Below are 26,078 nucleotides of genomic sequence, written 5' to 3'. Positions count from 1 at the left end.
AAATTGTCCGTAATTATTACCAATCATTCATAAGCCTACTGTTATGCCAACTATAAATCACTCTCAAGATGCGCAAGATCGCTACTTTATGATGCTTGCTATCGAACAAGCTAAGCTCGGTTTGTATACTACTAGGCCAAATCCAGTAGTAGGTTGTGTCATCGTCCAAGCTGAAGAAGTGGTCGGTCAAGGGTTTCATCCGAAAGCTGGTGAGCCACATGCAGAGGTATTTGCATTAAAAGAAGCAGGCGATCGAGCAGTGGGCGCAACGGCTTATGTGACTCTAGAGCCATGCAGCCATACAGGGCGTACACCGCCGTGTGCGTTGGCACTTATTAAAGCTAATGTAAAGCGTGTTGTGATTGCCGGCCTAGACCCCAATCCACAGGTGGCAGGTCGCGGGGTAAAGCTACTTAAGCAAGCTGGTATTGAAGTGACGGTTGGCATACTGACGGAGCAGGCAGAAGCATTAAATCGCGGATTTTTAAAAGCCATGCGGACTCAGATGCCATATGTCAGATTAAAAATAGCGACTAGCCTAGACGGTCGCACCGCGATGGCATCTGGTGAGTCAAAATGGATTACATCAAACGCAGCCCGCGAAGATGTACAAAAGATACGCGCACGAAGTGGGGCAATCATAACCGGTAGTGAGACAGTGATAGCTGATGATCCGCAGCTCAACGTGCGTTCAAATCAACTAGGCGTATTACCCGAAAAAATACCATCACCTCAGATTGTAGTGCTCGATAGACGTCAGCGTTTAGAGCACAGTGCTCAGTCTGATTATCAATTGTGCCGCCGTACAGATACGATTTATTGGCGCACAGATGATCTCACTGATTTACTAGCAACATTAGTCAGAGACCATCAGTGTTATGATGTCTTGGTGGAGGCGGGTGCTGGTGTTGCGGGAAGTTTTTGAGTCAGCAGCTCGTCGATGAATTGATTGTTTATCAGGCGCCTTGTCTTCTTGGTGATCAAGCGCGACCAATGGTCAATTTCAATCCTATCTCACTGGCTCAGCAGTTGCGCTTCGATATTTATAATTATGAGAAACTTGGTTCTGACCTTAAATTAACGCTATTGCCTTTGTAGGTTGCTTATTTGTGATTTTGTTATCCGCAATATGCTTATAATGTGAACTATATGTGGATAAGTACGTTACCATTTTAAATGTTCCACATGAAACTGTGTATAACTTTGTTCCACATGAAACATAAAAAGCTGATTATTTTTGATTTTTTATGATAAATTATATATTAATCAATAACTTATGTTTTTTAAATCTTACGTTGCGAGCGCTAAACTAAATTTAGCATCATTGTGGATAACTCTATAATTAATAAAGACTTTAAGAATATTCTATTGACTTATACTTACTTATCCACAATCTATCCTATGACCGCCTGCATTTCCCGTGTGTTTCACTGCGAAGTGTACTCAGAAATTTGGTTAAGTATTTGATAAATAAAGTGATGTGTTTATAGCAGCATTATAATAATGAGATGAGGATGATATGTTTACTGGAATTATAGAAAGCGTTGGAACCGTAAAATCGATGCAACCAACGGGCGGTGATATACGCTTAACAATAGAGTCTAACGACCTAGATTTTAGCGACGTAAAGCTCGGTGATTCTATTGCATCGAACGGTATCTGTTTGACTGTTGTAGAGCTAGGTAATAACCATTACTCTGTTGACGTTTCACGTGAAACTATTGCTCGAACAGCGCTAGAAGCATTAAAAGCAGGTCATACGGTCAATTTAGAAAAGCGATGCTACCAACGACTCGTTTTGGTGGCCATATTGTTGCCGGTCACGTGGATGGGGTAGGCGTCGTCAGTAAACTACAGCAAGACGCACGTTCTATTTATATTGAGATTGAGATACCACAAGAGTTGGCGCACTATACAGCGACCAAAGGTTCTATCACGGTAGATGGGATTAGTTTGACTACCAATCTGGTACGTGACAATATCGTTTCTTTAAATATTATCCCACATACGGCACAAGTGACTAATATCGCTAAGCATTGGTTGGTGGGTAACAAAGTCAATATCGAGGTGGATATCGTTGCACGCTATTTGGAGCGTTTGCTAAATAAATCACAATCTGGTGGTATGAATACTGCAAATCCTCAAAGCCAAATTACAGAAGCTTTTTTAGCCGATAATGGCTTTATGAAATAACGTTTGAGGCTGTACTTACCTGTTTAAATATTCACCCTGTCCATATTACGAAATCAAAGTATAGTCAATCCACTATAAAAGCGTTACAGCGTTAACCTCGCTTGAAGTATGACAGATACATCTGTACTCGGTTGCCTTGTACCGCTCTTAAATTGGATCAACTATAATGTTGAGAGGGTGATTTTTTTATTAACGTTTAGGGTATAAAGCTTTGTAGAACGGTTTCTAGATCCTTTTACGGATAGGCTTGGATAAAAACTCATCCATTCCCACTTGCATGCACGCCTTGCGATCCTCTTCTGTATTATTCGCCGTTAGCGCGACAATAGGTATATCGTCGTCTTGTGCGCGGATTGCCTGAGTAGCTTGTAGACCGTCCATGACTGGCATCCGGCAGTCCATCAAAATCAGGGAGATCTCTTCACGCTGGCTGGCTAATATATCAAGCGCTTGCTGACCATCTTCTGCAACGATACTGCGATAGCCAAGTTTACTTAGCATTTTGCAGGCTATTTTTTGATTGGTTGGACTATCTTCCACCACTAAGATAAGGAGTGATAATGGCTGTGAACTTTCTTCTTGAGCAGTTGTCTCGCTAATGTTCTCTTTAATATCTTGTGTTTGTGTTAGCTTTTTTCTAGCTGGCATTGTCAAGCGCAGGATTTCAGACAGTAATAGCGCACTATCTAAAGGTTTTGCCAAAAAGCCATCACATTGATCGAGTAACATAGAGGGTATACGGCGCTCAGGTTTCATACTAAATAGTATTTTAGGTAAGGATGTATTAGCGAGTAGGCTATTTAATGCCTGCCGTCTATCGATGCTAGTGACTATGTGATTGCTGTGCGTTAAATGGGGTTTTGTGAGGTCAGCCTGCTCTTGTGATAATGAGTTTTGATATTTCGCTGAGCTGTCAGGGTCGGGCTTATTACCAACTAAGATCGCGCTGGTATCATAGTACTCATAATCTAGTAGAAGTATGGGTGCCAAGCTTTGCTGATCTTGACTTAGGCGTTCTGTTAATTGCTCTATAGTCGCTAGGTCTACAGCAGTATAAATAGTGCTAGATATCGCTAAGTGCTCACAAAGCCGCTGTAAATGTTGCGCGACAAGCGGCTGGTGGACGACCGCGATTAGGCAAATATGATTTAGGTGCTGACTAGGGTGATATACCGACTGATAGTTTGGGCGTCGGCAAGGCAAATAAAGGTTGAACATGCTACCTTCATTCACGGTACTGGTTAGTTCTATAAAGCCGCCTAGTAGTCGCGCAAAGCTATTGACGTTTTTAGTCCCAACCCTGTATCGATAGCATTTTGCGCTACTGGGTTGATATCTTGGCTATGGGGTTTATTTAAGTACGACAAGAGCTGATGCTGTTTGGCAGATGTGATACCGATACCAGTGTCCTGCACACTAAAGCGCACCCAGCAACTCACTGCATCTGCGGTAAGGTTTTTATTGATAGACTGTAAGGTCTCTTTGTTAGCCTCTGACATTTGCTCGTAGTCAGTTTGTTCTATAATAAGTGCGACATGTCCGGAGGGTGAATTTTACGGCATTATGCAGTAGATTCAGCAAAATCTGCCGGAGACGCACGTCATCAGTACCAATAGAGCGCGGACAGTCTGGGGCAAAAAGTAAATCAGCTCAAGCCCTCTTTGCCTCGTATCATTTATGATTAGCTCATTAACTTCCTGACCAAGCTTATAAATATCGACGGGCTCAATATTAAGGCGAGTTTTTCTAACCTCGATATTTCCTATATGTAGCGTCTCGTTGAGTGCGGTGAGCATGTTCTGACTGGTGGTAATCAAAGTATCTAATGTTATGTTTTGTCTTGCATTCAACGTGTTCGGATCGATTGGCTCAAGGATATCGATCATAGCTTCTAGCGGTATGCGCAACTTATGACCGATGACAAACCTAAGTTTATTGAACTCATCAACCTTTTGCTGTAGCTGTTTATTTTGCTGTTGCAACTGCTCGTTCTGATTAACCAGCTCATTGATATCATTAAGCATTACCGTAAAACCATGAACTTGTCCATGCTCACCGAACCATGGAGTGGCATGCAACTGGTAGTTTTGTTTGTTTTGTATTCCGTAGACGGTCAATGTACGCGAGACTTGTAAACCAGCTAGCGTTTGAAGTATGTGCTGAGTAGCCTCGTCTTTGCCCATGACGAAATCAGTGATTATATGCCTGTGTCCGTTTTTGGTAGAGGGTGTAAATATTGTTTCAAAGCGTTGGTTATAGAAACTAATCTGACCATGACGTAAGCTCATCAGCATTGGCAGTGGTGCCTGATCAACCAAGCGCTCCAAACGATGATTTAATGTTTTGATACGTCGATAGTCGTTGTGTAGCTGATAACTGACACGGCTCAGTGCATGACCTAGCAGCAAAAACTCAGTGGTGGACTTTTCTTGTAAAAAGGGCGGCGGCGTATAAGACTCTTTGCATGAACACTTAAATTATCAGTGTAAGCTATTAGCTGCTCCCCAGTTGGTTCGACGGTGGAGCATGTAAAATAAAGCAATAAAAAATAGTATCAGAGCCACCGTTAATGGTAGCCAATAACGGTACGAGGTCCATTCGACAGTCAAAGGCTCATAGCGCAACACAATATAAACCTGATGACCACTTTCGAGCTTTATCGTTCCTGTTAAAGCACTACTACTGACTGTATAAGCACTTTGATTGTCCTTAGAAAAAGTGGCGGCATTGACTGTTGGAAACGTTACTGTCGTAAAAGCTGATTCATTAGGTCGAGTCTTACGATGGATATAGGTTTGCCCAGATGGCATCATCAAAATAAGCTGATAACTGATATGGTCAAAAGCAGGCTGTTTTAGGATTTTTTCTATTTCTACATCGATAGGCGCGGCATGCTCAGTAATACTGTACTGTAATGCATGAAAAGTATCTATACTGTGTTGTTCGCTATGATGTCTCAACCCATCAAAAAACGTGACATAGTACAGCAATAGCATGACCAGCAAGGTCGATGCATAGAAGATCAATAATCGCTGTAAGGACTTAAACTGTTGCATGAGAGCATGGCCCTATATCGACACAAAAACATATAGTGAAATCATCATCGTTTGTTATAGTAATTGATTTATTCAAAACCTTGGTACTGATACCTTTTTATTATCTATAGCAGAATAATAGTGTGTTATTTATAGAGTATTGCTGAAGAAGTATTTTTATTCTATAAAAAGGTCGATAACTAGAGCAATGACACTTTTTATATTATAAAGGCAAAAATCGTCATTAGTCATACTGGATTGAGACTACCACAATTATGGCACAACATCGTAAACTCACCTATAATGGGCAAATTAACCTTATATAATGCAAGACTATGACTACTGCCACTTTTGATCTGTCTAATACATCTATAAACAATAATAAACTATCTACCGAGCGACTAAGGGTAGTATTTGCAGGCACGCCTGAGTTTGCTGCCATTAGTCTAGAAGCGCTCATTCGCCAGCAAGACGCCCTCAATATCAATATTGTCGCAGTATATACCCAGCCAGATCGCAAGGCAGGACGCGGCCAAAAGCTATCAGCCTCTGCTGTCAAAGAAGTGGCATTAGCGAACGATATTGCGGTAGAGCAGCCAGTCACCTTCAAAAAATCCAGCACAGAGGGCATGGCAGCACGACAGACGTTGCGTACGTATCAGCCAGATCTTATGATTGTCGCCGCCTACGGTTTGATTTTTGCCTATTGGTGTATTGACCACACCCACGCATGGTTGTCTAAATATTCATGCCTCATTGTTGCCACGTTGGCGCGGTGCCGCACCTATTCATCGTGCATTATTAGCAGGTGATGATGAGACAGGTATCACCATCATGCAGATGGATAAAGGGCTTGATACTGGTGATATGCTCTATAAGGTGAGCGCTAGTATAGAGCCTGATGAGACGGCAGCGAGCCTACATGATAAGATGGCAGCGCTTGGGGCGACGGCTATCGCTACAGTATTAAAAGAGTTATCACATTACCAAGCACAGGCCGTTGCCCAAGATGACAGTCAGGCAAACTATGCCGAAAAGCTCGTAAAAACCGAAGGCGAGGTTGACTGGACAAAGCCCGCTGCTACCATCGAGCGCCAAATTCGTGGGTTGACACCGTGGCCAGGCGCTTATACCTTTCTAAATGGGCAACGCGTCAAAATACTCGCTGCACTACCCATCAATACCACACAAAAAACAGATAAGCCTGCGGGTACAGTCGTGAGTGTGGGACGCAAAGCCATCTTAGTCGCTTGTGGTCAAGAGGCTGAACAAGCAAACGATAATGCCGCTCATGACGTACAACTCAGCAACACATTGGCGATAACTAAATTACAGTTTGCTGGTGGTAAGCCGATGACCGCGGAACAGCTTTGTCATGGTAATCAGCTAAACGACGGTGATCAATTCACAGCAGAATCAAAATAGCTTCATCTAAATAGCTTTAACGACATTTAACCCTACTAGCACAAGACGCGATCGATCAGACGTCAAGGAAACACAACTTCATGAGACAAACCAATAGCGCGTCTAAAAACAATGCACCTAGAAACAACAAGCTCAAGCCATCAAGCCATTTAATCATGAATGGCAGCGTTCGCGTTCGCGTGATTCGTACCTTGCTTGCTATTCAAAATGGTCATTCGCTCTCAAGCGTGCTTGACCCATTATTAAACAGTCTGCACGATGGTGATAAAGGTTTTGCGCATGCTTTATTGCTCACAACATTACGTCAATGGCATGCCCTTGCACGATTGCTCGACACGCTAGCGGACAACCCTATTGACGAAGTAGAAGTTCGTACCACAATTCAAGTGGGTTTGGTGCAGTTACTGTATTTGGAAGTGGCAGATCATGCCGCGATTCATGAAACGGTTGAAGCGGCAAAGAGATTGAGTTTGCCCATGCAACTGGTTTAATCAACGCTATTTTGCGCAAAGTCGCTAAGAACCCGAGTAAATTCCGTAAGAAGTGTGATAAAAAACACAGCTTACCGAATTGGCTTGCCTATCAGCTTAAGCAAGATTGGAGTGAGCAGTACGATGCGCTGACCCAGGGCTTACGCCAAGTGGCACCGATGTTTTTGCGAGTCAACTCTGCAGTTACTTCAGTAGAGGATTATCAACAGTCGCTGTATGGCGCAGAAATTGATGCAGATATCGTTGAGCTAACGACTGGTTTTAACGTAGCAAACTCGTCAGAGACTACTACAATACTATCGACCAAAGGCTTAAGACTGCATCAGACTACCGCTGTCAATGCTTTGCCTCATTTTTCCGAAGGCATTGCCAGCGTGCAAGATATGCATGCTCAGCTTGCGGCACCTATCATCAATAAAGCGTTAATGGCAAAGCTCAACGCTGAAAAATCTGATACGGAAAATACCAATAACGAGATACATATTTTAGATGCTTGCGCGGCGCCTGGTGGCAAGCTTGCCCACTGGTTGGAGTTGCTCAGCTCAAATGACTCTTCATCGTTGTTTCACGTGAAACAAGATGATGCGGAAGCAAAGCCTTTAGCTTCTAAACTCAAGCTGACCGCTATCGATAATGAAGCACCGCGCATCGAACGCATCTATGACAATCTACAGCGTCTCAATCTAAAACAGCAAGACTTAGAGCAAGCTGAAAAAAATATCGCCCTTAACGTTGTCTGCGCTGATGCCACCAGATGGCAGCATGGCAAAAATAAAAAAGCTGCGACAAATGAGCCAGTATTCGATGCAATATTATTGGATTCTCCTTGTACCGCAACGGGCGTGATTCGCCGTCATCCCTGATATTAGTATTTTGCGTACCGAAGAAGACATCGAGCAAACCGCCTTGCTGCAAGCCGATATTTTGCATAACCTATGGCCACAATTGAAAGCTGGCGGTTATTTGCTGTATGTCACGTGCTCTATCTTAAAGCAAGAAAACGTCGAGCAAATGCAGGACTTTATCACTCATCATAATGATGCGGCAGTGATTGAGTTTACCGAGGCTTGCAATTGGGGTATCGCGCAAACGATTGGTCGCCAGTGCTTGCCAATCGATAGCGAGAGTGGCGATGGTTTTTATTATGCGTTATTGCAAAAGACTGCTGAATAAACCGTTTTTAACTATTGAATAACATTATTGTAGACAGGACAATCTAATGAAATATATTAGTACCCGTGGTCAGACAGCGCCAATGGATTTTAGCGACGTACTATTGATGGGGCTTGCGCCAGATGGTGGCTTGATGCTGCCTGAGCATTACCCGACCGTTGACGGCGCTGTCCTTGATGAGTGGCGTACGCTGAGCTATCCAGAGCTGGCACTTGCGATTATGCAGCGCTTTGCTACAGACATTCCTTATGCGGATCTAAAGGACATTATTGATCGCACTTATACGGCTGATATATTTGGCTCTGATGACATTGTTCCTGTCCGCAAGCTCGAAGACAACTTATACATTTTAGGATTATCAAACGGCCCAACGCTGGCGTTTAAAGACGTGGCCATGCAGTTCTTGGGCAATGCTTTTGAATATGTGCTCAAGCAAAAGGGGCGCGTATTACCATTATCGGCGCGACCAGTGGCGACACGGGTAGTGCGGCGGAATACGCATTGCGCGGTAAAGAAAACGTCGAAGTCTTTATGCTATCACCGCATGGCAAAATGAGTGAGTTTCAGCGCGCACAAATGTACAGCTTGACCGACGATAATATTCATAATATCGCCATCGACGGTATGTTTGATGATTGCCAAGACATTGTCAAAGCGCTGCAACAAGATGCTGACTTTAAAGCTCAGTACGACTTGGGCACGGTCAACTCTATCAACTGGGGACGCATCCTCGCGCAGATCGTTTATTACTTTAAAGCCTATTTTGCGGTGACGACAAGCAATGATGAAAAAGTCAGCTTTAGCGTGCCTTCAGGTAATTTTGGTAATATTTGTGCCGGTCACATCGCTCGTGAAATGGGCTTGCCCGTTGAGCGTTTGATCGTCGCCACCAACGAAAACGATGTCCTCAATGACTTCTTCAATCAAGGTACGTATCAGCCACGTCCCACTGAAAAAACCTACGTAACCTCAAGTCCATCGATGGATATCTCAAAAGCCTCAAACTTTGAACGTTTTGTTTACTTGTTGCTGGATAAAGACAGCGCGCGCGTTCATGAGTTATTTGACGGTGTAAAATCAGGTCAAGGGTTTGACTTGTCTGATTTGATGGAGGCGGTCAATACGCGTTATGGCTTTGCTGCTGGCAAATCAACCCATAGCGATCGCTTAAACACGATCAAAGCATTGTATGAACAGCATGGCGAACTTGTCGATCCACATACAGCTGATGGGATAAAGGTTGCCAAAGAGCTACAGCGTGCAGGCGAAGTCATTATCTGTGCAGAGACCGCATTGCCTGTTAAATTTGCTGACACTATTATTGAAGCAGTAGGGCAAATCGACATCGAGCGTCCAGCACATACCGAAGGGTTAGAAAGCCTGCCACAACATGTCATAGTCTTGGACAATGACGCGGCATTGGTCGCTGAGCAAATTCGTCAGCATGTTGAACCAAATCCAGCATAAGCGATAAACGTTTTGAGTTCATCTTCTATAGATAGAAGCGTTTGTATAAAAGTTACACCATTGTAATAAAGTGTTTATGATTGTGTTATGGTATAGATAATTGTAGTATTAGAAACAGCGTCGGTGAGTCATTATGTTGTTAGACGCTTTTTTTGGAATATTTCTAGCCAATTATACTGAACAGCTGCCCTATCGTTGTTATGATGAAATCACCTATAAACTACTGATAATATAAGTTATTTTTATAAAATAAAATATAGATTTGGTAAAAAACGAGTGTGGTTTATTGTGACCGAAACAGTGGTGCCTATTGTGGATATAACGATGAAGATGAGCTTAAAAAAGACAGCAAAAGCACTGGCAAAAGGATTATTAGTTACGACATTTAGCAGTGCCATGTTGATGACCACAGCCCACGCCAATAATCCACCACCTACCATAAAAGCAGATGCCCCCAATCGCTATATCGTTAAAAAAGGCGATACGCTATGGGATATCTCAGGTCGCTACCTCGACAGTCCGTGGCGCTGGAAAGAGATTTGGGCCACCAACAAGCAAATCAAAAATCCAAACCTTATTTATCCTGATGATATTCTTATTTTGTGTGTCATTCAGGGCAAGACTTTGGTAGGGGTTGATACTGGTGAGGGCTGTGCAGGTATTGAAAAGCAGCTAACAGGTAATGTGGTTGCCAGCACCGTCGCGATCACCTCGACTGCTAATAGTATCCCGCCTGTACCATGGTCTGCTATTCAGCATTGGCTGGATAAAACCCTCATTGTAGATCCAGAAGATTTCAATACCACACCGTATATTTTGGCGTCCAAAAATCGCAATCTAATCACCGCAAGCGGGGATAAAGTCTATGCCAAAGGCGTCCCGCTTATCGTGGGTCAGCGCTACGGGGTATACCGTGAGGGTGACCTATATGTGGATCCCAAAACTCAAGAGGTTATCGGCCTAGAAGTCACACAAGTCGCGACTGGTCTTGTCACATCGACAGAAACGAATGGTATTACCAGCTTACAGCTTACTGACAGTTACGACAAAGAAGTACGTGAAGGCGATCGCGTGTTTGTCGAGCTAGACAACGCTATCCCACCTGTCTTTTATCCAACGCCTGCCAGCGTCAGTCGTGGTGGTATGATTGTGCGGGTGATGGACTCAATCAGCTCTGCCGCTAAAGGCAGCGTGGTAGCGATCAATTTAGGCAGCTTGCATGGTGCCAAACCAGGTGATGTACTGACCGTTTATCAAAAAGGCCCGCTGGTCAGGGACGTAAGAGATAATGACATGCCGGTACGCTTGCCAAATGAGCCAAGCGGTATGGTGATGGTGTTTAATACCTTTGACAACATCAGCTATGCTTACGTACTTGACTCTGAACTACCACTCAATGTTGGCGACCAACTATTGCCACCCCCTTATCTATAAGCACATAAGGCTTTGTGAAGCGATTTTACTAAGTTTGCCCAAACGAGACAGATGACAATGACCGCAGTCACCTCTTCTTTATCCGATGATCAGCGCGCCATATTGGCGCTATGGTATGAGGTGAATGCATCATTGTCTGCTTATCATAAGCTCATAACGACTTATGGTGATGCGCAGCTTGCTTGGCAGGCTACAGTAGGCGCTTGGAAGCAGTTAGGACTTCATCATACCCATCTCAAACGCCATGAACAGCCAGAGCAAACACGTGCTGCTATTGATAAGATACAGCAAGCACTTACAGAAGGTCGCTATGGTTTATTGTTTGCCGGTCAGCCCGACTATCCTGCTCAGCTTCTTCATATTTATGATCCGCCGCCATTATTGTTCTTTCGAGGAAATAGCGCGCGTCTGCATCAGGCTCAAATTGCTATCGTGGGCAGCCGAAAACCAACAGCCCATGCCCAAAAAAATCACGTTCGATATGGCGCAATATCTGGCACAGGCAGGGTATGTCATCACCAGTGGTCTGGCAATAGGCGTGGACAAACGGGCTCATCTAGGAGCTTTGGCGCAGACTGATCTTGACTATCAAGGTCGTACTATCGGCGTGATGGGGACAGGGATTGATGTGAATTATCCCAATCATCGTGACCAGTTATTTGCTCAAATCATCGAGCAAGGTGGCTGCATTATTAGTGAGCTACTACCGCATACTCAGCCGCACAAACATACCTTTCCGCGCCGTAACCGTCTGGTTGCTGGGCTGAGTCTAGCCACGATTGTGACTGAAGCGACGATCAAAAGTGGCTCGCTCATTACCGCCCGTTTAACCTCTGAGCAAGGCAAACAAGTCTTTGCCATTCCAAGTCATATTGATAATAGCAATGCCGAGGGTTGTCATCATCTGATACGTGAAGGCGCAACGCTGATTTATCATCCTCAGCAGGTGTTAGAGGACGTCAATGGTCAACTCGATTATGATCGTCGATCGTATATACAAAAGGGAGGCAACGATGCGCTCTGATAAGTCTCAGTCGGACATTCGCCATTTCTTCGCTGTGTCAAATATAGACAAACGCTCGCTTACCGCGCATAGTGAGCAAAAATCTTCTAATATAAAAATCTAGCCGTAGTGAGGTTATTGTACCTGAGCATTTGACCGACATTTATGAGCGTCTTGACTGGCACGGACAGGATTTAGATGCGCTGATTATCGCAACCAAACTATCCGCGCCACAGCTCATTGGACAGCTGATGGAACTTGAACTAATGGGCGTTATCAGTGTGCAAGGCGGACGCTATTTACGTGTATAGCGTATCGATACTCCCTACCTGCCACATAAGAATAAGTAGAATGGGTTCTAAATATCGCTACCTTAGTCAGACTGTCTCTTGTGCTATTATTAGTGTCTCTATTCCAGCATGAATCATGTAAGCTATGAGCCAATCTATACCTTTTATCACTGACTCTGCCACACAAGCTGCAAACTGGCTTAAAGAAGCAAAGCTACTTGCATACCCAACAGAAAGCGTTTGGGGTATTGGTTGCGACCCTTATAACAAAGCCGCTGTGCAGCGTATCTTGGATATTAAACAACGTCCGCAAGCCAAAGGCATGATCGTCATTACCGATAGCGTAGAGCGTTTGTCACCTCTACTAGCGTCTTTAAATAATGCCCAGCGCCAGCAAATTATCGATAGCTGGCAGTCAGATGTTAATGACAGCGAGCTACACAATCGCCAAGCGCATACTTGGTTATTACCCATTCCTCAGACACTTTCGACCACGATGCCCTCATGGATAATGGGTGAGCATCAGACCATTGCAGTCAGGGTCATCGCCCATCCTATCATACGAGAACTGTGCCAACAGATGGTCAGCGAAAATAACCCATTTGGCTTCATTGTTTCGACTAGCTGCAACCCATCAGGTCAAGCGCCTGCTAGCACCTTTGACACTGCCTATGGTTATTTCGGTGAGCAGATTGGCTATTTTCAGGCTGATACTCTAGGTTATATCTTACCCAGCCAAATCCGTGATGCAACGACAGGCTCAGTCATTCGTTGGTAGGCAATAAACGAACTTTCATACCATTATAGCCTAGTCTTTTGTACTGTCTTTTTTGTGCTGTCGCCATCGATAAACCATATTTCACTAGCTGAAGATTACTATGGTTATCGTTCTGTAGCCATAGCAAAATATACCGTCTCAGCGCTAGCTATCGCTAAACCCGCTTCCTTAGTTCCCGTTGCTTTACTAAAAGTATGTAAAAGTCATTTTGATAAAAACGACAAAAAAGTAGACGATAGTTAAAAGGAGCTGATTTTTATTGAACGATGAATCTTTCAGCAATAGGTCATCGCTGCGATATTTGATACACATAGGGAGTAGGCTATGAAGGTTTTAATTAGTGGTGGCTCAGGGTTTTTGGGTAGTGCATTTAGCCAAGAGTTAATCGAACGGTATCGCACACAAGGTAAAGAGGTGATGATTACTTGGTTGACCAGAGATAGCAATCAAGCTCATCCTGTTGACATTAATATGATGACTTATGACGAGCTTAAAAAGTCTGACATGAGCTTTGATGTCATAATGAACTTAGCTGGCGCAGGTATTGCTGACGCGCGTTGGAGCGATGAGCGCAAAGAGCAATTAATAGCCAGTCGTATTAAGCCTACTCAATCGATATTAAGCTTCATCGAACGTACTGCAACAAAGCCAAAACTACTAATAAGCGGCTCAGCAATCGGTTGGTACGGCACGCAAGGTGATAAGCCATTGACTGAACACAGCAGTTTTGAGACAGACTTTGCCCATCGCTTATGTGAGGGAGTGGGAGAGCTTGGCGCTCAAAGCGACTGATTACAATGTCCCTGTCGCTATTGTACGAACAGGCGTTGTGATACATCCTGAAGGTGGTATGGTTGCCAAATTACTACTGCCATTTAAGTTTGGCGTTGGCGGGCAGTTGGCTGATGGTCAGCAAATCATGAGCTGGATTAGCCGTGACGATTGGGTGGGGCGGCGATTTTTATTATTGAGCAGCATCTTGCTAGTCAATTTGGCCATAAACAAAGAGTTTCAAATAACGATAATATCATAGAGACAAGAAATGATACGCCAGCCTTTGTCTATAATCTCACGGCGCCCAATCCTGTGAGTAACCATACTTTTACTAAAACGCTTGGCTCATGGTTACATCGGCCGACACTTTTTACCTTGCCAGAGTTTTTACTTAAGCTGATGTTTGGTGAGATGTCGACGCTACTAATAGATGGTCAAAAGGTGCTGCCACAAGCGCTATCAGATGTAGGTTACACATTCAAGCATGTGACACTCAAACAGGCATTAGAGGATCAAAAGTAGTTACATCATGATTGTTTCATGTGAAATATAAGAAGGTCGGCTTATATTAAATATTCACTAGATTGTATTTCTGTCTAAGGGCAATCCATGCGTTACGCATTTTTCATCATCATTTTTTTGCTCTTGCAGCTGTTTAGTACGGGCGCTGCTCTAAGCTTACAGTGGTGGTTACAGCCTTGGATCACGCCAACGCTTCAGATCGCTATATGGTCTGCTATATTTATTATTACTAATGGATTGTTGATATTAAGTGTCAAAAGAGTATTTGCTAATAGCTACCGCTGGGTTAGCGGTTGGATGTTGGTTATGCATTTTATGCTGCTCACGGCATTGCTGATAACCCTATTCTATGGTGGATACTGGCTAGTAACATCACTCTTAGGCGCCTCGTCATATGAATCTAATATGATTTTTATTGGCCTACGAGCGCTTGCATTGGTGATATTCTTAGGGTTGTTCGGTTTCGCATTATATAGTGCTTATGTGCCAGTCGTACGTAAGCTGTCCATTAGTATCAACAAACCGCTCGCTAAACCACTGCGCATTGCGGTCGCGAGTGACCTGCATCTAGGACGACTATTTGGCGTAGCAGCGATAGATAGGTTGAACTGTCTAATGATTGACTCGCAGGCTGATATGCTGCTTATGCCAGGCGATATCATGGATGACAATACAGATGCGTTTAATAGCTATAATATGGCGAAAAACTTAGCTCAGCTATGCAGTAGCCTGCCATACGGCGTCTATGCAACATTGGGTAATCATGATTTGTATGGGCACGAACAGCCAATCAGCCAAGCGTTAGTCGATGCAGGCGTACATTTATTAAATGATGACGTGTTTGGTATCGAACATGAGGGTCAGCCTATATGGCTGGTTGGACGTTTTGATAATCATAAACACCAGCGTGTCGCGACAACTGACCTGCTCGCGAACGTTGATACTTCACAGCTAGTGATACTGCTGGATCATAGACCAAGCGATATTGATGAGCACAGCCAGTTACCAATCGATCTACAGGTATCAGGACACACTCACAATGGACAAGTATTCCCCGCCAACTTTATAGTGAGCGCCATCAACCGATTAGGCTATGGGTATGAGGCCATTGGCAGAGGACATTTTGTGGTGTCCTCGGGTTATGGCTTTTGGGGTATTCCGTTTCGATTGGGCTCACGCTCAGAAATTTGGTTAATTACCGTTTCTGATCATACTAATAAATAGCTAGTTCCAGCTAACCGCTATGCCGCGAGCCGCGATTTTGTACTAATGACCTCACGGACGAAGCCGCCAAAACCATGAATAATATTTTTTGTTTCCTGCCCAAGTCCTTGATGCACGCTCATAAAATGAATAAAGCCGTGCGGTGCGCCCAGCACAGTATGGGTCTCAACAGGGACTTTATAACTCTTTAGCTGTTTGGCATAAGCAAATGCCTCATCACGCAATACATCGAGTTCAGCGGCGACGATATAGGTGGGACATACTTTGCTATTATCACCAAGCATTGGCGAATTGAGTATATGTATGCGTGGCAACGGACTATTCTCAAGACAAGCGGCGTCAAATACTGCCACATCAGCATGATCCAATAGCAGGCCTTCACCATACAGCTCCCAACTCGGATAATCTGTCTCGATATCAGTCACAGGATACAGCGGCATCTGTGCTAGCGGCGCAGGCAGCTTCTTTAATAGATCAAACATTTTCTGACCATCTGCACCCAAATCTAACCAAGCGTTTTCGTTTGGTGCGGTGAGTTGCTGTGCAATCAAGGTAGAAAGGCCACCACCTGCGCTATCGCCTGCAAGAACGATGCGTGACGGTAAGGCACCTAAGGTATGGCAATGCTCAGCCAACCAAGCATAAGCAGTGATACAGTCTTTTAACGCTGCAGGTGCAGGACACTCAGGAGCCAAGCGATAATCCACACTGACCACAGGCCAACCAGTCTGCTCACAGACTGCGTGACAGAACTCGTGATGTGTATCGACATTACCGATACAAAAACCACCACCATGAAAAAACAACATGACTGTTTGGTCAGGGTTATGAGCACGTCTTTTTTAGCGCCAATACTCTTGGTACCTGCCTGATAGCAGCGAATGGTCATATCGCCATCATCCGCGTTGGCTATGGTTTTATCTTCCCAATTGACAGGTGTTTCACCCTTTTTGATAAAAGGTTTGATGTTACTTAGCATACTGCCACCTGCTTGGTGCCATACGCTTGGTGCTTGCATCGCCACCGCATCAGCAGCAAACCTTTCACGGAGTTCATGCATGGGCGTTAGCTCTAATGGCGTCTTAAGATGACTATTCACCGCGAGGATCAGGCGCAAATGAGCATTGGCGTGCTGATATTGTTTTGAGTGAGGCCCTTTTAAGTAACCAATCAAACCTTCTAATACTGGTGTTGGTAGATAGCCAAGACCTTTCATCGCATAGTGCAGAGTGTGTGGTTGGCAATGTGCCATTGGGTTATAACTGAGCATTTTTTCTTTCACGCTCAAACGCTTTTTTTGTACACCGTTGTCTTTCACTTCACCAACCATCTCACCGTTCGACGCCAAATGAAGCGTCATCAATGTTTTGTTCAGTAAGGTATTGATTGATGATACTGTTGAATTAGACATAATATCTCTCATAACTGTTTTTGAGTGTTTACTGTTACATCAGCGTACACTTTAAGATAAGGAATAATATTTGTAGCAATAATAAGGCAGTAGTGCGTAAAGCAGGGTGTTATTTAGTAATGGCGTGGGTAGCAACGGTAACCTATTTAGAGTAATTGACGGTTTTTTGTACGTTTTGTTAACGTATATTGAGACCAGTTGACACAGCCCAGAAATGCTGAGTACTTGTTTTAAAGAAAGATCTAACCATATTTGTCGTAAATGCGAAAAATTCCTTTACTTCAGGCTTGAAATTTATACTTATTACCTTTATCAAGCAGCTATTAGAGCGTATTAATAAAAAAAATGAGTGATAACCGTTAAGTATCTGATAAAGGCATGATACAGCCGGCGATTGGCTGATTTATTGTGTCTTATCTCAATTATTATTGACATTCCAAGGAGCTATCATGAGCGAGCAAAATACCAACCAAGAAAACTTTGATCAAACAGTGGCACATGATAATGTTGATCACAAAGACAGCATCTTAGAAGAAACCATGAACGAGTTTGATCCACAGAACAACTCAGGTGAAGAAGCCACTATCGAAAACGAGATCGATCTTGATACGTTCAAAGCGCGTATCGCTGAGTTAGAAGGTGAAGTGAAGCAAGCCAAAGAAAGCACTGCTCGCGCCAACGCTGAAGCTTACAATGCACAAAAGCGCGCCGAGCAAGAAGCGGATAAGAGTAAAAAATTCGCTCTTCAAAAATTTGCAAAAGAGCTACTCGATATCGTCGATAACTTAGAGCGCGCTATCGAAAACGCAGACGCGAATGACCCAGTCGCTGAAGGGGTGCAATTAACCCACAAAGCATTGGTCTCTGTACTTACACGTCACGGCGTAGAAGTGGTCGATCCAGAAGGTGAGAAATTCAACGCTGATTTCCATGAAGCAGTGGGTATCGATCCAGAAGCAGAAGCTGACACCGTCGGTACAGTCCTACAAAAAGGCTATAGCTTAAACGGTCGTCTACTACGTCCAGCCATGGTACGTGTTGGTCAATAATATTTTTGGGGTTAAACCCTACTAATATGAAGGTTTTTCACAAAAAATCACATGAAAAGACTGTTTTTGCTTGATTATCGCCTTGAAAAATACAACAAGCAAACCGATATATAGCAACAAGTGACCGACTACGGTCTGGATAAATAAGTATTTATAGTTAAAAATAAATTAGGAGCAATTGATTATGGGTAAAGTAATTGGTATTGATTTAGGTACGACTAACTCGTGTGTAGCAGTAATGGAAGGTGACAAAGTTAAAGTCATTGAAAATGCTGAAGGTACGCGTACCACACCATCAATCGTCGCTTATAAAGATGACGAAACATTGGTTGGTCAGTCAGCTAAGCGTCAAGCGGTCACCAATCCAAGCAACACTTTGTTTGCGATTAAGCGTTTGATCGGTCGTCGTTTTGATGACAAAGTCGTGCAAAAAGATATCGGTATGGTACCTTACAAAATCGCTAAAGCAGACAACGGCGATGCGTGGGTAGAAATCAACGGTAAAAGCTTGCGCCACCACAGGTTTCTGCTGAAATCTTGAAAAAAATGAAAAAAACAGCAGAAGACTATCTTGGTGAGAGCGTGACTGAGGCAGTTGTAACCGTACCTGCTTACTTCAATGACTCACAGCGTCAAGCAACCAAAGATGCGGGTAAAATTGCAGGTCTTGATGTAAAACGTATCATCAACGAGCCAACTGCTGCGGCACTTGCTTACGGTATGGACAAAAAGCAAGGCGATAGCACCGTTGCTGTATATGACTTGGGTGGTGGTACTTTCGATATCTCAATTATCGAAATCGCAGACGTCGATGGCGAGCAACAGTTTGAAGTACTAGCGACCAACGGTGATACGTTCCTAGGTGGTGAGGACTTTGACTCAGCGTTGATCGATTATTTGGTAGATGAGTTCAAAAAGAGCAAGATGTAAACCTAAAAGGTGACTCTCTTGCGATGCAACGTCTAAAAGAAGCAGCTGAAAAAGCGAAGATTGAGCTATCAAGTGCACAAAGCACTGAAGTGAACTTACCTTATATTACTGCTGACAGCAGTGGTCCTAAGCACTTGGTCATCACTATCAGCCGCTCTAAGCTTGAAAGCCTAACCGAAGATCTAGTACAGCGCACCATGGACCCTTGTAAAACTGCCCTTGAAGATGCTGGCCTAAAAATTGGCGATATCAACGATGTAATCTTGGTTGGTGGTCAGACTCGTATGCCACTAGTACAACAAAAAGTACAAGAGTTCTTTGGTCAAGAGCCACGTAAAGACGTGAACCCTGATGAAGCTGTGGCAGCTGGTGCGGCAATCCAAGGTGCGGTATTGTCTGGTGATAAAACTGACGTATTGCTACTTGATGTAACGCCATTGACGCTAGGTATCGAAACGATGGGCGGTGTTATGACGCCAGTTATCGAGAAAAACACCATGATTCCTACTAAGAAATCACAGGTATTCTCAACCGCTGAAGACAACCAGCCAGCAGTAACGATTCAGGTATATCAAGGTGAGCGTAAAATCGCCAACCAAAACAAACTGCTTGGTCGTTTTGACTTGACGGATATCCCACCAGCACCACGTGGCTTACCACAAATCGAAGTGTCTTTTGACATCAACGCTGATGGTATCATGAACATCTCAGCAACTGATAAAGGTACTGGTAAAGCACAGAGCATCCAGATCAAGGCGGATTCTGGCTTGTCGGACGAAGAAGTCGAGCAAATGGTTCGTGATGCAGAGGCTAATGCTGCTGAAGATGAGAAGTTCGCTAACTTAGCGCAAGTTCGTAACGAAGCAGATGGTCGTATCCACGCCGTACAAAAAGCGCTGAAAGAAGCAGAAGATAAAGTCACTGACGAAGAAAAATCAACAGTAGAGTCTGCGATCACTGAGCTTGAAGCGGCGGCGAAAGAAGACGACCATGACGAAATCAAAGCCAAGCTTGAAGCGCTAGACAATGCATTCTTGCCAGTTAGCCAGAAGATTTATGCTGACAGCGGCGCAGGTAGCGAGGGTATGGATCCAAGCCAGTTCCAACAAGGTGCTGACGCTACTGGTAGCAACCAAGCGGATGACGATGTCGTTGATGCTGAGTTTACTGAAGTAGACGAAGACAAAAAGTAAGCAATGACTTGATGTTCAAGGCTGATTTAATCGTTAATTAGATTAAATTAGCTAGATCAAAAAAAACGCATCTTTCGAGATGCGTTTTTTTATGCCTGATATTTAAGTATATATTTTCAAGCGTGCCGTTATGGTAAATGCGCATCAACGATTAGTACGTCATAAGTCAGATACACGCAAGGTTGACCGTCCTCATCTATGCCCGAAAATTGCTGCCAATAATCGCGCTCGAATGCTTGCAAGCGGGTTTTGGTCCAGACAAAAGGCTGTGTGTTAGATGTTTGCTTACCAATCGTTTGCTTGTCATAGGTTTGCTTGCCACAGGTTTGATTGCTATCTATTTGATTGGTCGATACACCTGTCATCTTCATATGTTTGAGCACATCATAAGGCTGGGCAAATGGCACATTGAAACGCTGTGTTGATAGCTTTATGTGTTGAAATTCCGCTTGATCTAGCGCTGATTGCCATTCACTAATATCTGGATAATGCAATCCTTGTCCTGTTAGGGTTTTTATTTGCAAGAAATTATCTGGGGTAAAGGTGCTTAGTAATAATTGTCCATTAGGTTTTAGCCGTGAGGGCTGACTGTGCAATGAAATGCAGTGGGTTATCGAACCACTGAATCGCATTGGCACTGATGACTAAGCTATGCTCACCGCCTAAATCCATGGTTTCCGCATCGCCAATAAGGATTTGTGCTTGTGGCAACAATTCCTGTAAATGAGTGGCTTGCTGCTCACATAACTCGTTGATAGACCATCGCTCACTTTGTACATATTTTGCTAGTAGCTGCGTTAGTTGTCCCGTGCCTGCACCGACCTCAAGCACACTGTCTTGATGGGTATTATCGATAGCCATTAATAAGTGCTGACAAACCTGCTGCTGAATATAAGCATGTTTATCGTACTGACTGGCTTGAGAAAAATGCCGCGCAATGCTCTGCTTGCGGGCACTCAGCTCGGAAGTAGTGAGGGGGATGTTCCATAATCGCTCTTTCACATAAAAGTTTATAATGAGCATCAAAAACTGCTGCCGTCATATGGATAATTGCATGATTAGGCGCTCGCACTCAGCATGGGTAATGGCTGCGTTGAGTACCAAGCGAATACGTGACGTATTAGTAGGAACGGTCGGTGGTCTGATAGGCAGCGCATAAAATCCAGCGTCTTGGAGTTGTTTTGCCTTTGTCATCGTACGAGCATTATCACCTAAAATATAAGGCACAATGGGTGACTCGTAAATAGGATCTTTTGCTGCCGATGCCACGCGATATTCAGGGCTAATGGCTTGGCTCAGTTGTAATGAAATCTGCGCCAAATGCTGTCGCCGCGTCTGTAGCTGTGGCATTTTTGCCAAAATAAACCGTGTCCAAGCATGATTGATTGGTGGCAACGCGGTACTAAAAATCAGCGGACGCATCTGATTAATCAGCCATGACTTAACGATCTTGTCACATAGAATATAAGCACCAACGGAGGCAAATGCTTTACCAAAGGTTCCTACTAAGTAGTCAATATCAGCCAAGGTGTTTGTTTCTTCAGCCAGCCCTAATCCTTGCGCGCCAAGCACACCGACGGCATGGGCTTCATCGACATACAGCTCAATACGACTGTCAATGGCTTTTAGCTTAACTAAAGCGGGTAGATCAGCACGATCCCCGTCCATGCTAAAAATACTTTCGGTGACGATGATGATACGCTCCACATCCTCTTCAACCTGCATAAGCATAGTAGCCAAATGCGCATAATCATTGTGTCGATAGCGGCGATACAGACAGCGTTTGCTTTCGCTGAGTTTAATACCATCAATCATACTGGCATGTACCAGTTTGTCTGCCAAAATAACCGTCTTCACTGGTAGTGCAGTCAATGCAGGTAAGATCCCGATATTGGCGTGGTAGCCACTATTTAATACCAACGCAGATTTCGTCGCGGTTTGATTTATTCCAGCTGCGGTTTCATACCATGCTTGTAGCTCATCCTCTAACGCCTGTAGCTGTGTATCATTGCCAGTTAACAGACGCGATGATGTTGCGCTCATTTTGGGCAAACAGTCCATTGATTGCTGAATAAATTCAAAAAACTCACGCTGCAACTCAGCATCACTGCCCAAACCTAGATAATCGTTGCTAGCGATATTTAATAGGGTATTGTCATCAGCGATTACATACCGTCCGTGGTGTTCGATATCTGGTAATTTGCGATACTGCTGTTTGTCTTTGAGTTGTAAGAGCGCAGTTTGTAGCTGCGCGTCGATAAAAGCTTGACATGCAGAGCCGTCCTTTTTCTTTATTCGTCAGTATATGCGGAACACAATGAGTAGGGATTATTGCACAAAAACGGGATGTGTAACAAAAAGTTTCATATATCAGCCTTTGTAACCCGAGCACTGACAAATGCTTTCAAATCTTAACTCTCATACCATTAAACACTGACAGAGTGTCTGAAATAGTTTGTTACTATGTACCCATCGTTAGCAAACAAGGCGATACGGCCAAATGGTCAATACAACTAAATAACTTGTTTGTCCAAATTTACTTGAAGGAGCTAATAATGAAAACTCTACAAAAAACTATACTTGCACTAGCAACTGGTTCTTTACTTACTGTAGGTGCAAATGCAGCTGTCACTTATGGTAACGGCTACACTGGTCAACCATACGTTGGTGCCAAGATCGGTCAATTTGACAATGATGTAAGCGGTGACGATCCAACTGCTTATGGTGTATATGCTGGTTACAACTTTGATCCTAACTTTGGTATGGAAGTTGAATATGTTGGTTCAGATGATGCTGACCTAGATAACAATGCTGGCGACTATGATACCAAAACTTATGGCGCGTACGGTACTTACCGTTATATGTTCCCAAATACTGCACTATATGCCAAAGGTAAACTTGGTATCGCTAAGACAGAGTTAGAAGCTGATTTTGATAACGGTAACAATGACTCAGTCAGTGATACTGGCATTGCTGGTGGTATCGGTCTTGGTTACGCAGTGAATCCTAACTTCAATGTCGAAACAGAATATGCCATGATGGATAGTGATGCAGATACTAAGCTGCTTACTGTAGGCGCTAACTTAAAGTTCTAAGATAATATAGCGTACTTGTACCTATAGTCAAAAACGAAGAAACGACCATTTTATATGGTCGTTTTTTTATGCCTGTAAAATATTTTTGCAACACATGTTTACTTTGACAAATAATTTGGTATGATACCGCCACTACTAATAACAAGTAGAAAATAGTTGAGTAGTATTTGATATTAAACAAATTATTTGTTTATTGAATCCAAGGTTGAAAATACTTTATGAAAAATCTACAAAAACGTTACTTGCAGTAATCGCGGGCTCAGTAATGACCATGAGCGCACAAGCAGCCATTTCTTATGGTGCTGGCCAATCATACGTTGGTATTAAAGCTGGTCAATTCATGGTAGATGCTGATGATTTAGATGATCCAACCGCATATGGCGTTTATGCTGGTTATAACTTCGATCCTAACTTTGGTGCTGAGATTGAGTATGTAGGTTCTAATGACGCTGATGTTGATACAGGTATCAGTGGTATTGACGCTGAATTTGATCTAAAAACTTATGGTGCTTATGGTACTTACCGTTATGCATTCCCAAATACTGGTTTATATGCGAAAGGTAAACTAGGCTTTGCTAAAGCTGAGATTGAAGTTTCTGCTGAGGATTTTCTTGGAAACTCTGGAAGTGACAGCGATAGCGACAGTGGTGTAGCTGGCGGTATTGGCTTGGGTTATAACTTCAATCCTAATATGAGTGTTGAAGCTGAATATGACTATGTTGCTGAAGACCTTACGCTATTAACTCTTGGTGCACATTACAAATTCTAAGCTTTGATTCGTGTGGATGACTAAAAGCGATCACTTTAAGTGGTCGTTTTTTTGTGTCAATTTTAGCATTCATTGTGCTTGTTTTATCAAAATACCACACCATAAATAATAATAGGTAATTGATTTTTAAGATAATATTATCTGCAAAACTGTGCTACATTGGAAGGTAGGCAGATACAGGAGTAGACAGCGATGATTGAGACTATCTGGATGATTGAACCTTGGCATTGGTTGGTGTTAGGCTTCTCTTTGATGATTGCTGAGATATTTATTCCGACCTTTGCTAGCCTCTGGTTTGGTGCGGCTGCGGTGATCGTTGCTGCCTTAGCGTGGTTGCTCCCCATTCCATTATTATTTCAAGTACTGATCTGGCTTACGCTATCGGTTTTGTTTATGTTTGTTTGGGTCAAATACATCAAGCCGCTGTCAATGAGCCGTAAAAAGATGGGGCAAAGTAGCGATCTGATTATTGGTGAGACGGGCATGATCGTGGTCAAACCGCAAAAAGGCATTTCAGGTATGGTGCGCTTTAACGTGCCTATTTGGGGTGCAGATGAGTGGCCATGTCGCACAGCAGGCGTGAATGTCGAGACAGGTGATCGTGTGGTGGTCATAAAGGTGGTCGGCGATGAGATGGTGGTTGCACCCACGCAGCGCCTCCAAGCACCCAAAACCATACGGCCAAACATTACTCCGACGATTAACAGTCAAGTGCCGACCAAACAATCTAAAGCGAGTAGACTGAGTTTGCACAAACCTGATCTCAAAGAGACAGGTACTAGCAAATAAACGTTATCAGGTACTAAAGATTTTTAAATTAAGAAAAAAAGGACATAAATCACGTCGCTGGCAAATAAAGCAAGGGTCAAGGAGAATCACATGGGTAGTATCTTGAGTAGTTTAAATGGCGTCGGTATCGTGATGCTGGTGTTGGCAGCATTGGTGATTTTTACCGTTTTTAAAGGCGTTTGTATTGTCCCGCAAGGGTACAAAGTGGGTCGTGCAACGGCTGGGTAAATATCAGCAAACACTAGAGCCTGGCTTTAGTATCATCATTCCTTTGTGGATAGAGTCGCTTATAAAGTCACCACAAAGGACATCGTACTAGATATCCCATCTCAAGAAGTCATCACCCGTGATAACGTCGTGATCATCGCTAATGCTGTGGCTTATATCAACATCTTGCGTCCAGACAAAGCGGTCTATGGTATTGAAGATTATGAACATGGTATCCGCAATTTGGTACAAACCTCTTTGCGCTCGATCATCGGCGAGATGGATCTAGATAATGCTTTATCGAGTCGTGATGAGATCAAAGCATTGCTCAAACATGCGATCTCAGAAGACATCGCAGATTGGGGTATTACGCTTAAAACTGTAGAGATTCAAGACATTAATCCCTCGCAAACCATGCAAGCCTCTATGGAAGAGCAGGCCGCAGCAGAGCGTCTACGCCGAGCGACCGTTACTCGTGCCGATGGTCAAAAACAAGCTGCTATTTTGGAAGCAGATGGACGTCTGGAAGCCTCACGCCGCGATGCCGAAGCGCAAGTAGTACTGGCCAAAGGCTCGGAGGAATCAATTCGTCTTATCACAGCGGCGATGGGTGATGAAGAGATGCCGATTGTCTACTTACTTGGCGAGCAGTACATCAAGTCTATTCGTCAACTAGCGGAGTCTGACAATTCAAAAATGGTGGTGTTGCCAGCCGATATCTTGAGCACTGTTAAAGGGATGGTAGGCGATAAATTAAAGCTGTAAATATTTCAAAAATTTCTAAAAAAGACCTCGTTTGAGGTCTTTTTAATGGCTAATAATTGGC

At 43.6% G+C, this 26,078-nt stretch carries 23 protein-coding genes and 7 pseudogenes; 21 read left to right on the top strand and 9 right to left on the bottom strand.

Features of this window, described 5'->3' with window-relative positions:
• Positions 1 to 43: 43 nt before the first annotated feature.
• Together ribD and PKHYL_RS16940 are read left to right on the top strand one after the other, a co-directional pair.
• Positions 44 to 1,098: pseudogene (gene ribD / locus PKHYL_RS16945) on the top strand (bifunctional diaminohydroxyphosphoribosylaminopyrimidine deaminase/5-amino-6-(5-phosphoribosylamino)uracil reductase RibD).
• Positions 1,099 to 1,519: 421 nt separating this feature from the next.
• Positions 1,520 to 2,193, top strand: a pseudogene (locus PKHYL_RS16940) (riboflavin synthase).
• Positions 2,194 to 2,418: 225 nt separating this feature from the next.
• On the opposite strand, the gene PKHYL_RS16935 reads toward PKHYL_RS16940, so the two are convergent.
• The 4 genes from PKHYL_RS16935 to PKHYL_RS16920 form a co-directional block, all read right to left on the bottom strand.
• Positions 2,419 to 3,411, bottom strand: coding sequence for a response regulator (locus PKHYL_RS16935; protein WP_240365690.1), 993 nt, complete (start codon positions 3,409 to 3,411; stop codon positions 2,419 to 2,421).
• A gap of 41 nt (positions 3,412 to 3,452) precedes the next feature.
• Positions 3,453 to 3,692 carry a hypothetical protein gene (locus tag PKHYL_RS16930; protein ID WP_240365689.1) on the bottom strand — a complete coding sequence of 80 codons (240 nt, stop codon included), beginning with the start codon at positions 3,690 to 3,692 and terminating at the stop codon, positions 3,453 to 3,455.
• A gap of 75 nt (positions 3,693 to 3,767) precedes the next feature.
• Positions 3,768 to 4,601 (bottom strand): PAS domain-containing protein, encoded by an 834-nt coding sequence (locus PKHYL_RS16925; RefSeq protein ID WP_240365688.1) that lies wholly within the window; start codon positions 4,599 to 4,601, stop codon positions 3,768 to 3,770.
• A 72-nt stretch (positions 4,602 to 4,673) separates the two neighbouring features.
• Positions 4,674 to 5,249 (bottom strand): hypothetical protein, encoded by a 576-nt coding sequence (locus PKHYL_RS16920; protein ID WP_240365687.1) that lies wholly within the window; start codon positions 5,247 to 5,249, stop codon positions 4,674 to 4,676.
• A gap of 314 nt (positions 5,250 to 5,563) precedes the next feature.
• Between PKHYL_RS16920 and fmt the strand changes: the two are divergent.
• The 12 genes and pseudogenes from fmt to PKHYL_RS16865 all read left to right on the top strand — a co-directional run bounded on the left by fmt (position 5,564) and on the right by PKHYL_RS16865 (position 15,809).
• A pseudogene (fmt, locus tag PKHYL_RS16915) lies at positions 5,564 to 6,653 on the top strand (methionyl-tRNA formyltransferase).
• Positions 6,654 to 6,733: 80 nt separating this feature from the next.
• Positions 6,734 to 7,144 (top strand): transcription antitermination factor NusB, encoded by a 411-nt coding sequence (locus PKHYL_RS19165; RefSeq protein ID WP_442966096.1) that lies wholly within the window; start codon positions 6,734 to 6,736, stop codon positions 7,142 to 7,144.
• Positions 7,145 to 7,155: 11 nt separating this feature from the next.
• On the top strand, positions 7,156 to 8,007 hold the full coding sequence (locus tag PKHYL_RS19160; RefSeq protein ID WP_442966095.1) for a hypothetical protein: 852 nt from the start codon (positions 7,156 to 7,158) through the stop codon (positions 8,005 to 8,007).
• 10 nt (positions 8,008 to 8,017) lie between these two features.
• Positions 8,018 to 8,317 (top strand): hypothetical protein, encoded by a 300-nt coding sequence (locus PKHYL_RS19155; protein ID WP_442966094.1) that lies wholly within the window; start codon positions 8,018 to 8,020, stop codon positions 8,315 to 8,317.
• 46 nt (positions 8,318 to 8,363) lie between these two features.
• Positions 8,364 to 9,784 (top strand): annotated as a pseudogene (gene thrC / locus PKHYL_RS16905) (threonine synthase).
• Between the two features lie 324 nt (positions 9,785 to 10,108).
• Positions 10,109 to 11,218, top strand: coding sequence for a LysM peptidoglycan-binding domain-containing protein (locus PKHYL_RS16900; RefSeq protein WP_442966169.1), 1,110 nt, complete (start codon positions 10,109 to 10,111; stop codon positions 11,216 to 11,218).
• Positions 11,219 to 11,275: 57 nt separating this feature from the next.
• A pseudogene (gene dprA / locus PKHYL_RS16895) lies at positions 11,276 to 12,532 on the top strand (DNA-processing protein DprA).
• 124 nt (positions 12,533 to 12,656) lie between these two features.
• Positions 12,657 to 13,289, top strand: coding sequence for an L-threonylcarbamoyladenylate synthase (locus PKHYL_RS16885; protein WP_240365684.1), 633 nt, complete (start codon positions 12,657 to 12,659; stop codon positions 13,287 to 13,289).
• A 324-nt stretch (positions 13,290 to 13,613) separates the two neighbouring features.
• Complete coding sequence (locus tag PKHYL_RS16880) at positions 13,614 to 14,081, top strand: NAD-dependent epimerase/dehydratase family protein (protein WP_240365683.1); 468 nt, start codon at positions 13,614 to 13,616, stop codon at positions 14,079 to 14,081.
• On the top strand, positions 14,062 to 14,322 hold the full coding sequence (locus PKHYL_RS16875) for a hypothetical protein (RefSeq protein ID WP_240365682.1): 261 nt from the start codon (positions 14,062 to 14,064) through the stop codon (positions 14,320 to 14,322). Before PKHYL_RS16880 ends, PKHYL_RS16875 begins: the two co-directional genes overlap by 20 nt.
• A 53-nt stretch (positions 14,323 to 14,375) precedes the next feature.
• Complete coding sequence (locus tag PKHYL_RS16870) at positions 14,376 to 14,585, top strand: DUF1731 domain-containing protein (protein ID WP_240365681.1); 210 nt, start codon at positions 14,376 to 14,378, stop codon at positions 14,583 to 14,585.
• A gap of 87 nt (positions 14,586 to 14,672) precedes the next feature.
• On the top strand, positions 14,673 to 15,809 hold the full coding sequence (locus PKHYL_RS16865) for a metallophosphoesterase (protein ID WP_240365680.1): 1,137 nt from the start codon (positions 14,673 to 14,675) through the stop codon (positions 15,807 to 15,809).
• Positions 15,810 to 15,826: 17 nt separating this feature from the next.
• On the opposite strand, the gene PKHYL_RS16860 is transcribed toward PKHYL_RS16865, so the two are convergent.
• Positions 15,827 to 16,588, bottom strand: a complete 762-nt coding sequence (locus tag PKHYL_RS16860) for an alpha/beta hydrolase (protein ID WP_240366562.1) — start codon at positions 16,586 to 16,588, stop codon at positions 15,827 to 15,829.
• A complete protein-coding gene (locus PKHYL_RS16855; protein WP_240365679.1) occupies positions 16,471 to 17,220 on the bottom strand; it encodes a hypothetical protein in 750 nt (249 codons plus the stop codon). The genes PKHYL_RS16860 and PKHYL_RS16855 overlap by 118 nt, the downstream gene beginning before the upstream one ends.
• A gap of 449 nt (positions 17,221 to 17,669) precedes the next feature.
• Here PKHYL_RS16855 and grpE point away from each other — a divergent pair, with 449 nt between their 5' ends.
• On the top strand, positions 17,670 to 18,269 hold the full coding sequence (gene grpE, locus PKHYL_RS16850; protein WP_186475348.1) for a nucleotide exchange factor GrpE: 600 nt from the start codon (positions 17,670 to 17,672) through the stop codon (positions 18,267 to 18,269).
• Positions 18,270 to 18,453: 184 nt separating this feature from the next.
• Positions 18,454 to 20,392: pseudogene (gene dnaK / locus PKHYL_RS16845) on the top strand (molecular chaperone DnaK).
• 128 nt (positions 20,393 to 20,520) lie between these two features.
• On the opposite strand, the gene PKHYL_RS16840 reads toward dnaK, so the two are convergent.
• From PKHYL_RS16840 to PKHYL_RS16830, 3 genes are read right to left on the bottom strand one after another with little or no spacing between them, the layout of a single operon-like run.
• Positions 20,521 to 20,916, bottom strand: a complete 396-nt coding sequence (locus tag PKHYL_RS16840; protein WP_240365678.1) for a hypothetical protein — start codon at positions 20,914 to 20,916, stop codon at positions 20,521 to 20,523.
• A 40-nt stretch (positions 20,917 to 20,956) separates the two neighbouring features.
• On the bottom strand, positions 20,957 to 21,415 hold the full coding sequence (locus PKHYL_RS16835) for a methyltransferase domain-containing protein (RefSeq protein ID WP_240365677.1): 459 nt from the start codon (positions 21,413 to 21,415) through the stop codon (positions 20,957 to 20,959).
• Between the two features lie 15 nt (positions 21,416 to 21,430).
• Positions 21,431 to 22,651 (bottom strand): 8-amino-7-oxononanoate synthase, encoded by a 1,221-nt coding sequence (locus PKHYL_RS16830; RefSeq protein ID WP_240366561.1) that lies wholly within the window; start codon positions 22,649 to 22,651, stop codon positions 21,431 to 21,433.
• 296 nt (positions 22,652 to 22,947) lie between these two features.
• On the opposite strand from PKHYL_RS16830, the gene PKHYL_RS16825 reads away from it, so the two are divergent.
• From PKHYL_RS16825 to PKHYL_RS16810, 5 genes and pseudogenes are all read left to right on the top strand, one after another.
• Positions 22,948 to 23,487, top strand: a complete 540-nt coding sequence (locus PKHYL_RS16825; protein WP_071002683.1) for a porin family protein — start codon at positions 22,948 to 22,950, stop codon at positions 23,485 to 23,487.
• 265 nt (positions 23,488 to 23,752) lie between these two features.
• Positions 23,753 to 24,256, top strand: a complete 504-nt coding sequence (locus PKHYL_RS16820) for a porin family protein (protein WP_240366560.1) — start codon at positions 23,753 to 23,755, stop codon at positions 24,254 to 24,256.
• A gap of 192 nt (positions 24,257 to 24,448) precedes the next feature.
• A complete protein-coding gene (locus tag PKHYL_RS16815; protein WP_071002685.1) occupies positions 24,449 to 25,045 on the top strand; it encodes an NfeD family protein in 597 nt (198 codons plus the stop codon).
• A gap of 90 nt (positions 25,046 to 25,135) precedes the next feature.
• A complete protein-coding gene (locus tag PKHYL_RS19150) occupies positions 25,136 to 25,273 on the top strand; it encodes a hypothetical protein (protein WP_442966093.1) in 138 nt (45 codons plus the stop codon).
• Positions 25,257 to 26,017 (top strand): annotated as a pseudogene (locus tag PKHYL_RS16810) (SPFH domain-containing protein). The gene PKHYL_RS19150 and the pseudogene PKHYL_RS16810 overlap by 17 nt, the downstream one beginning before the upstream one ends.
• Positions 26,018 to 26,078 lie beyond the last annotated feature (61 nt).

The organism is Psychrobacter sp. KH172YL61 (assembly GCF_007182895.1).
Lineage (GTDB): Bacteria > Pseudomonadota > Gammaproteobacteria > Pseudomonadales > Moraxellaceae > Psychrobacter > Psychrobacter pacificensis.
Note: the sequence above shows the minus strand (reverse complement) of the source record. Positions and strands in the feature narration are given on the sequence as shown.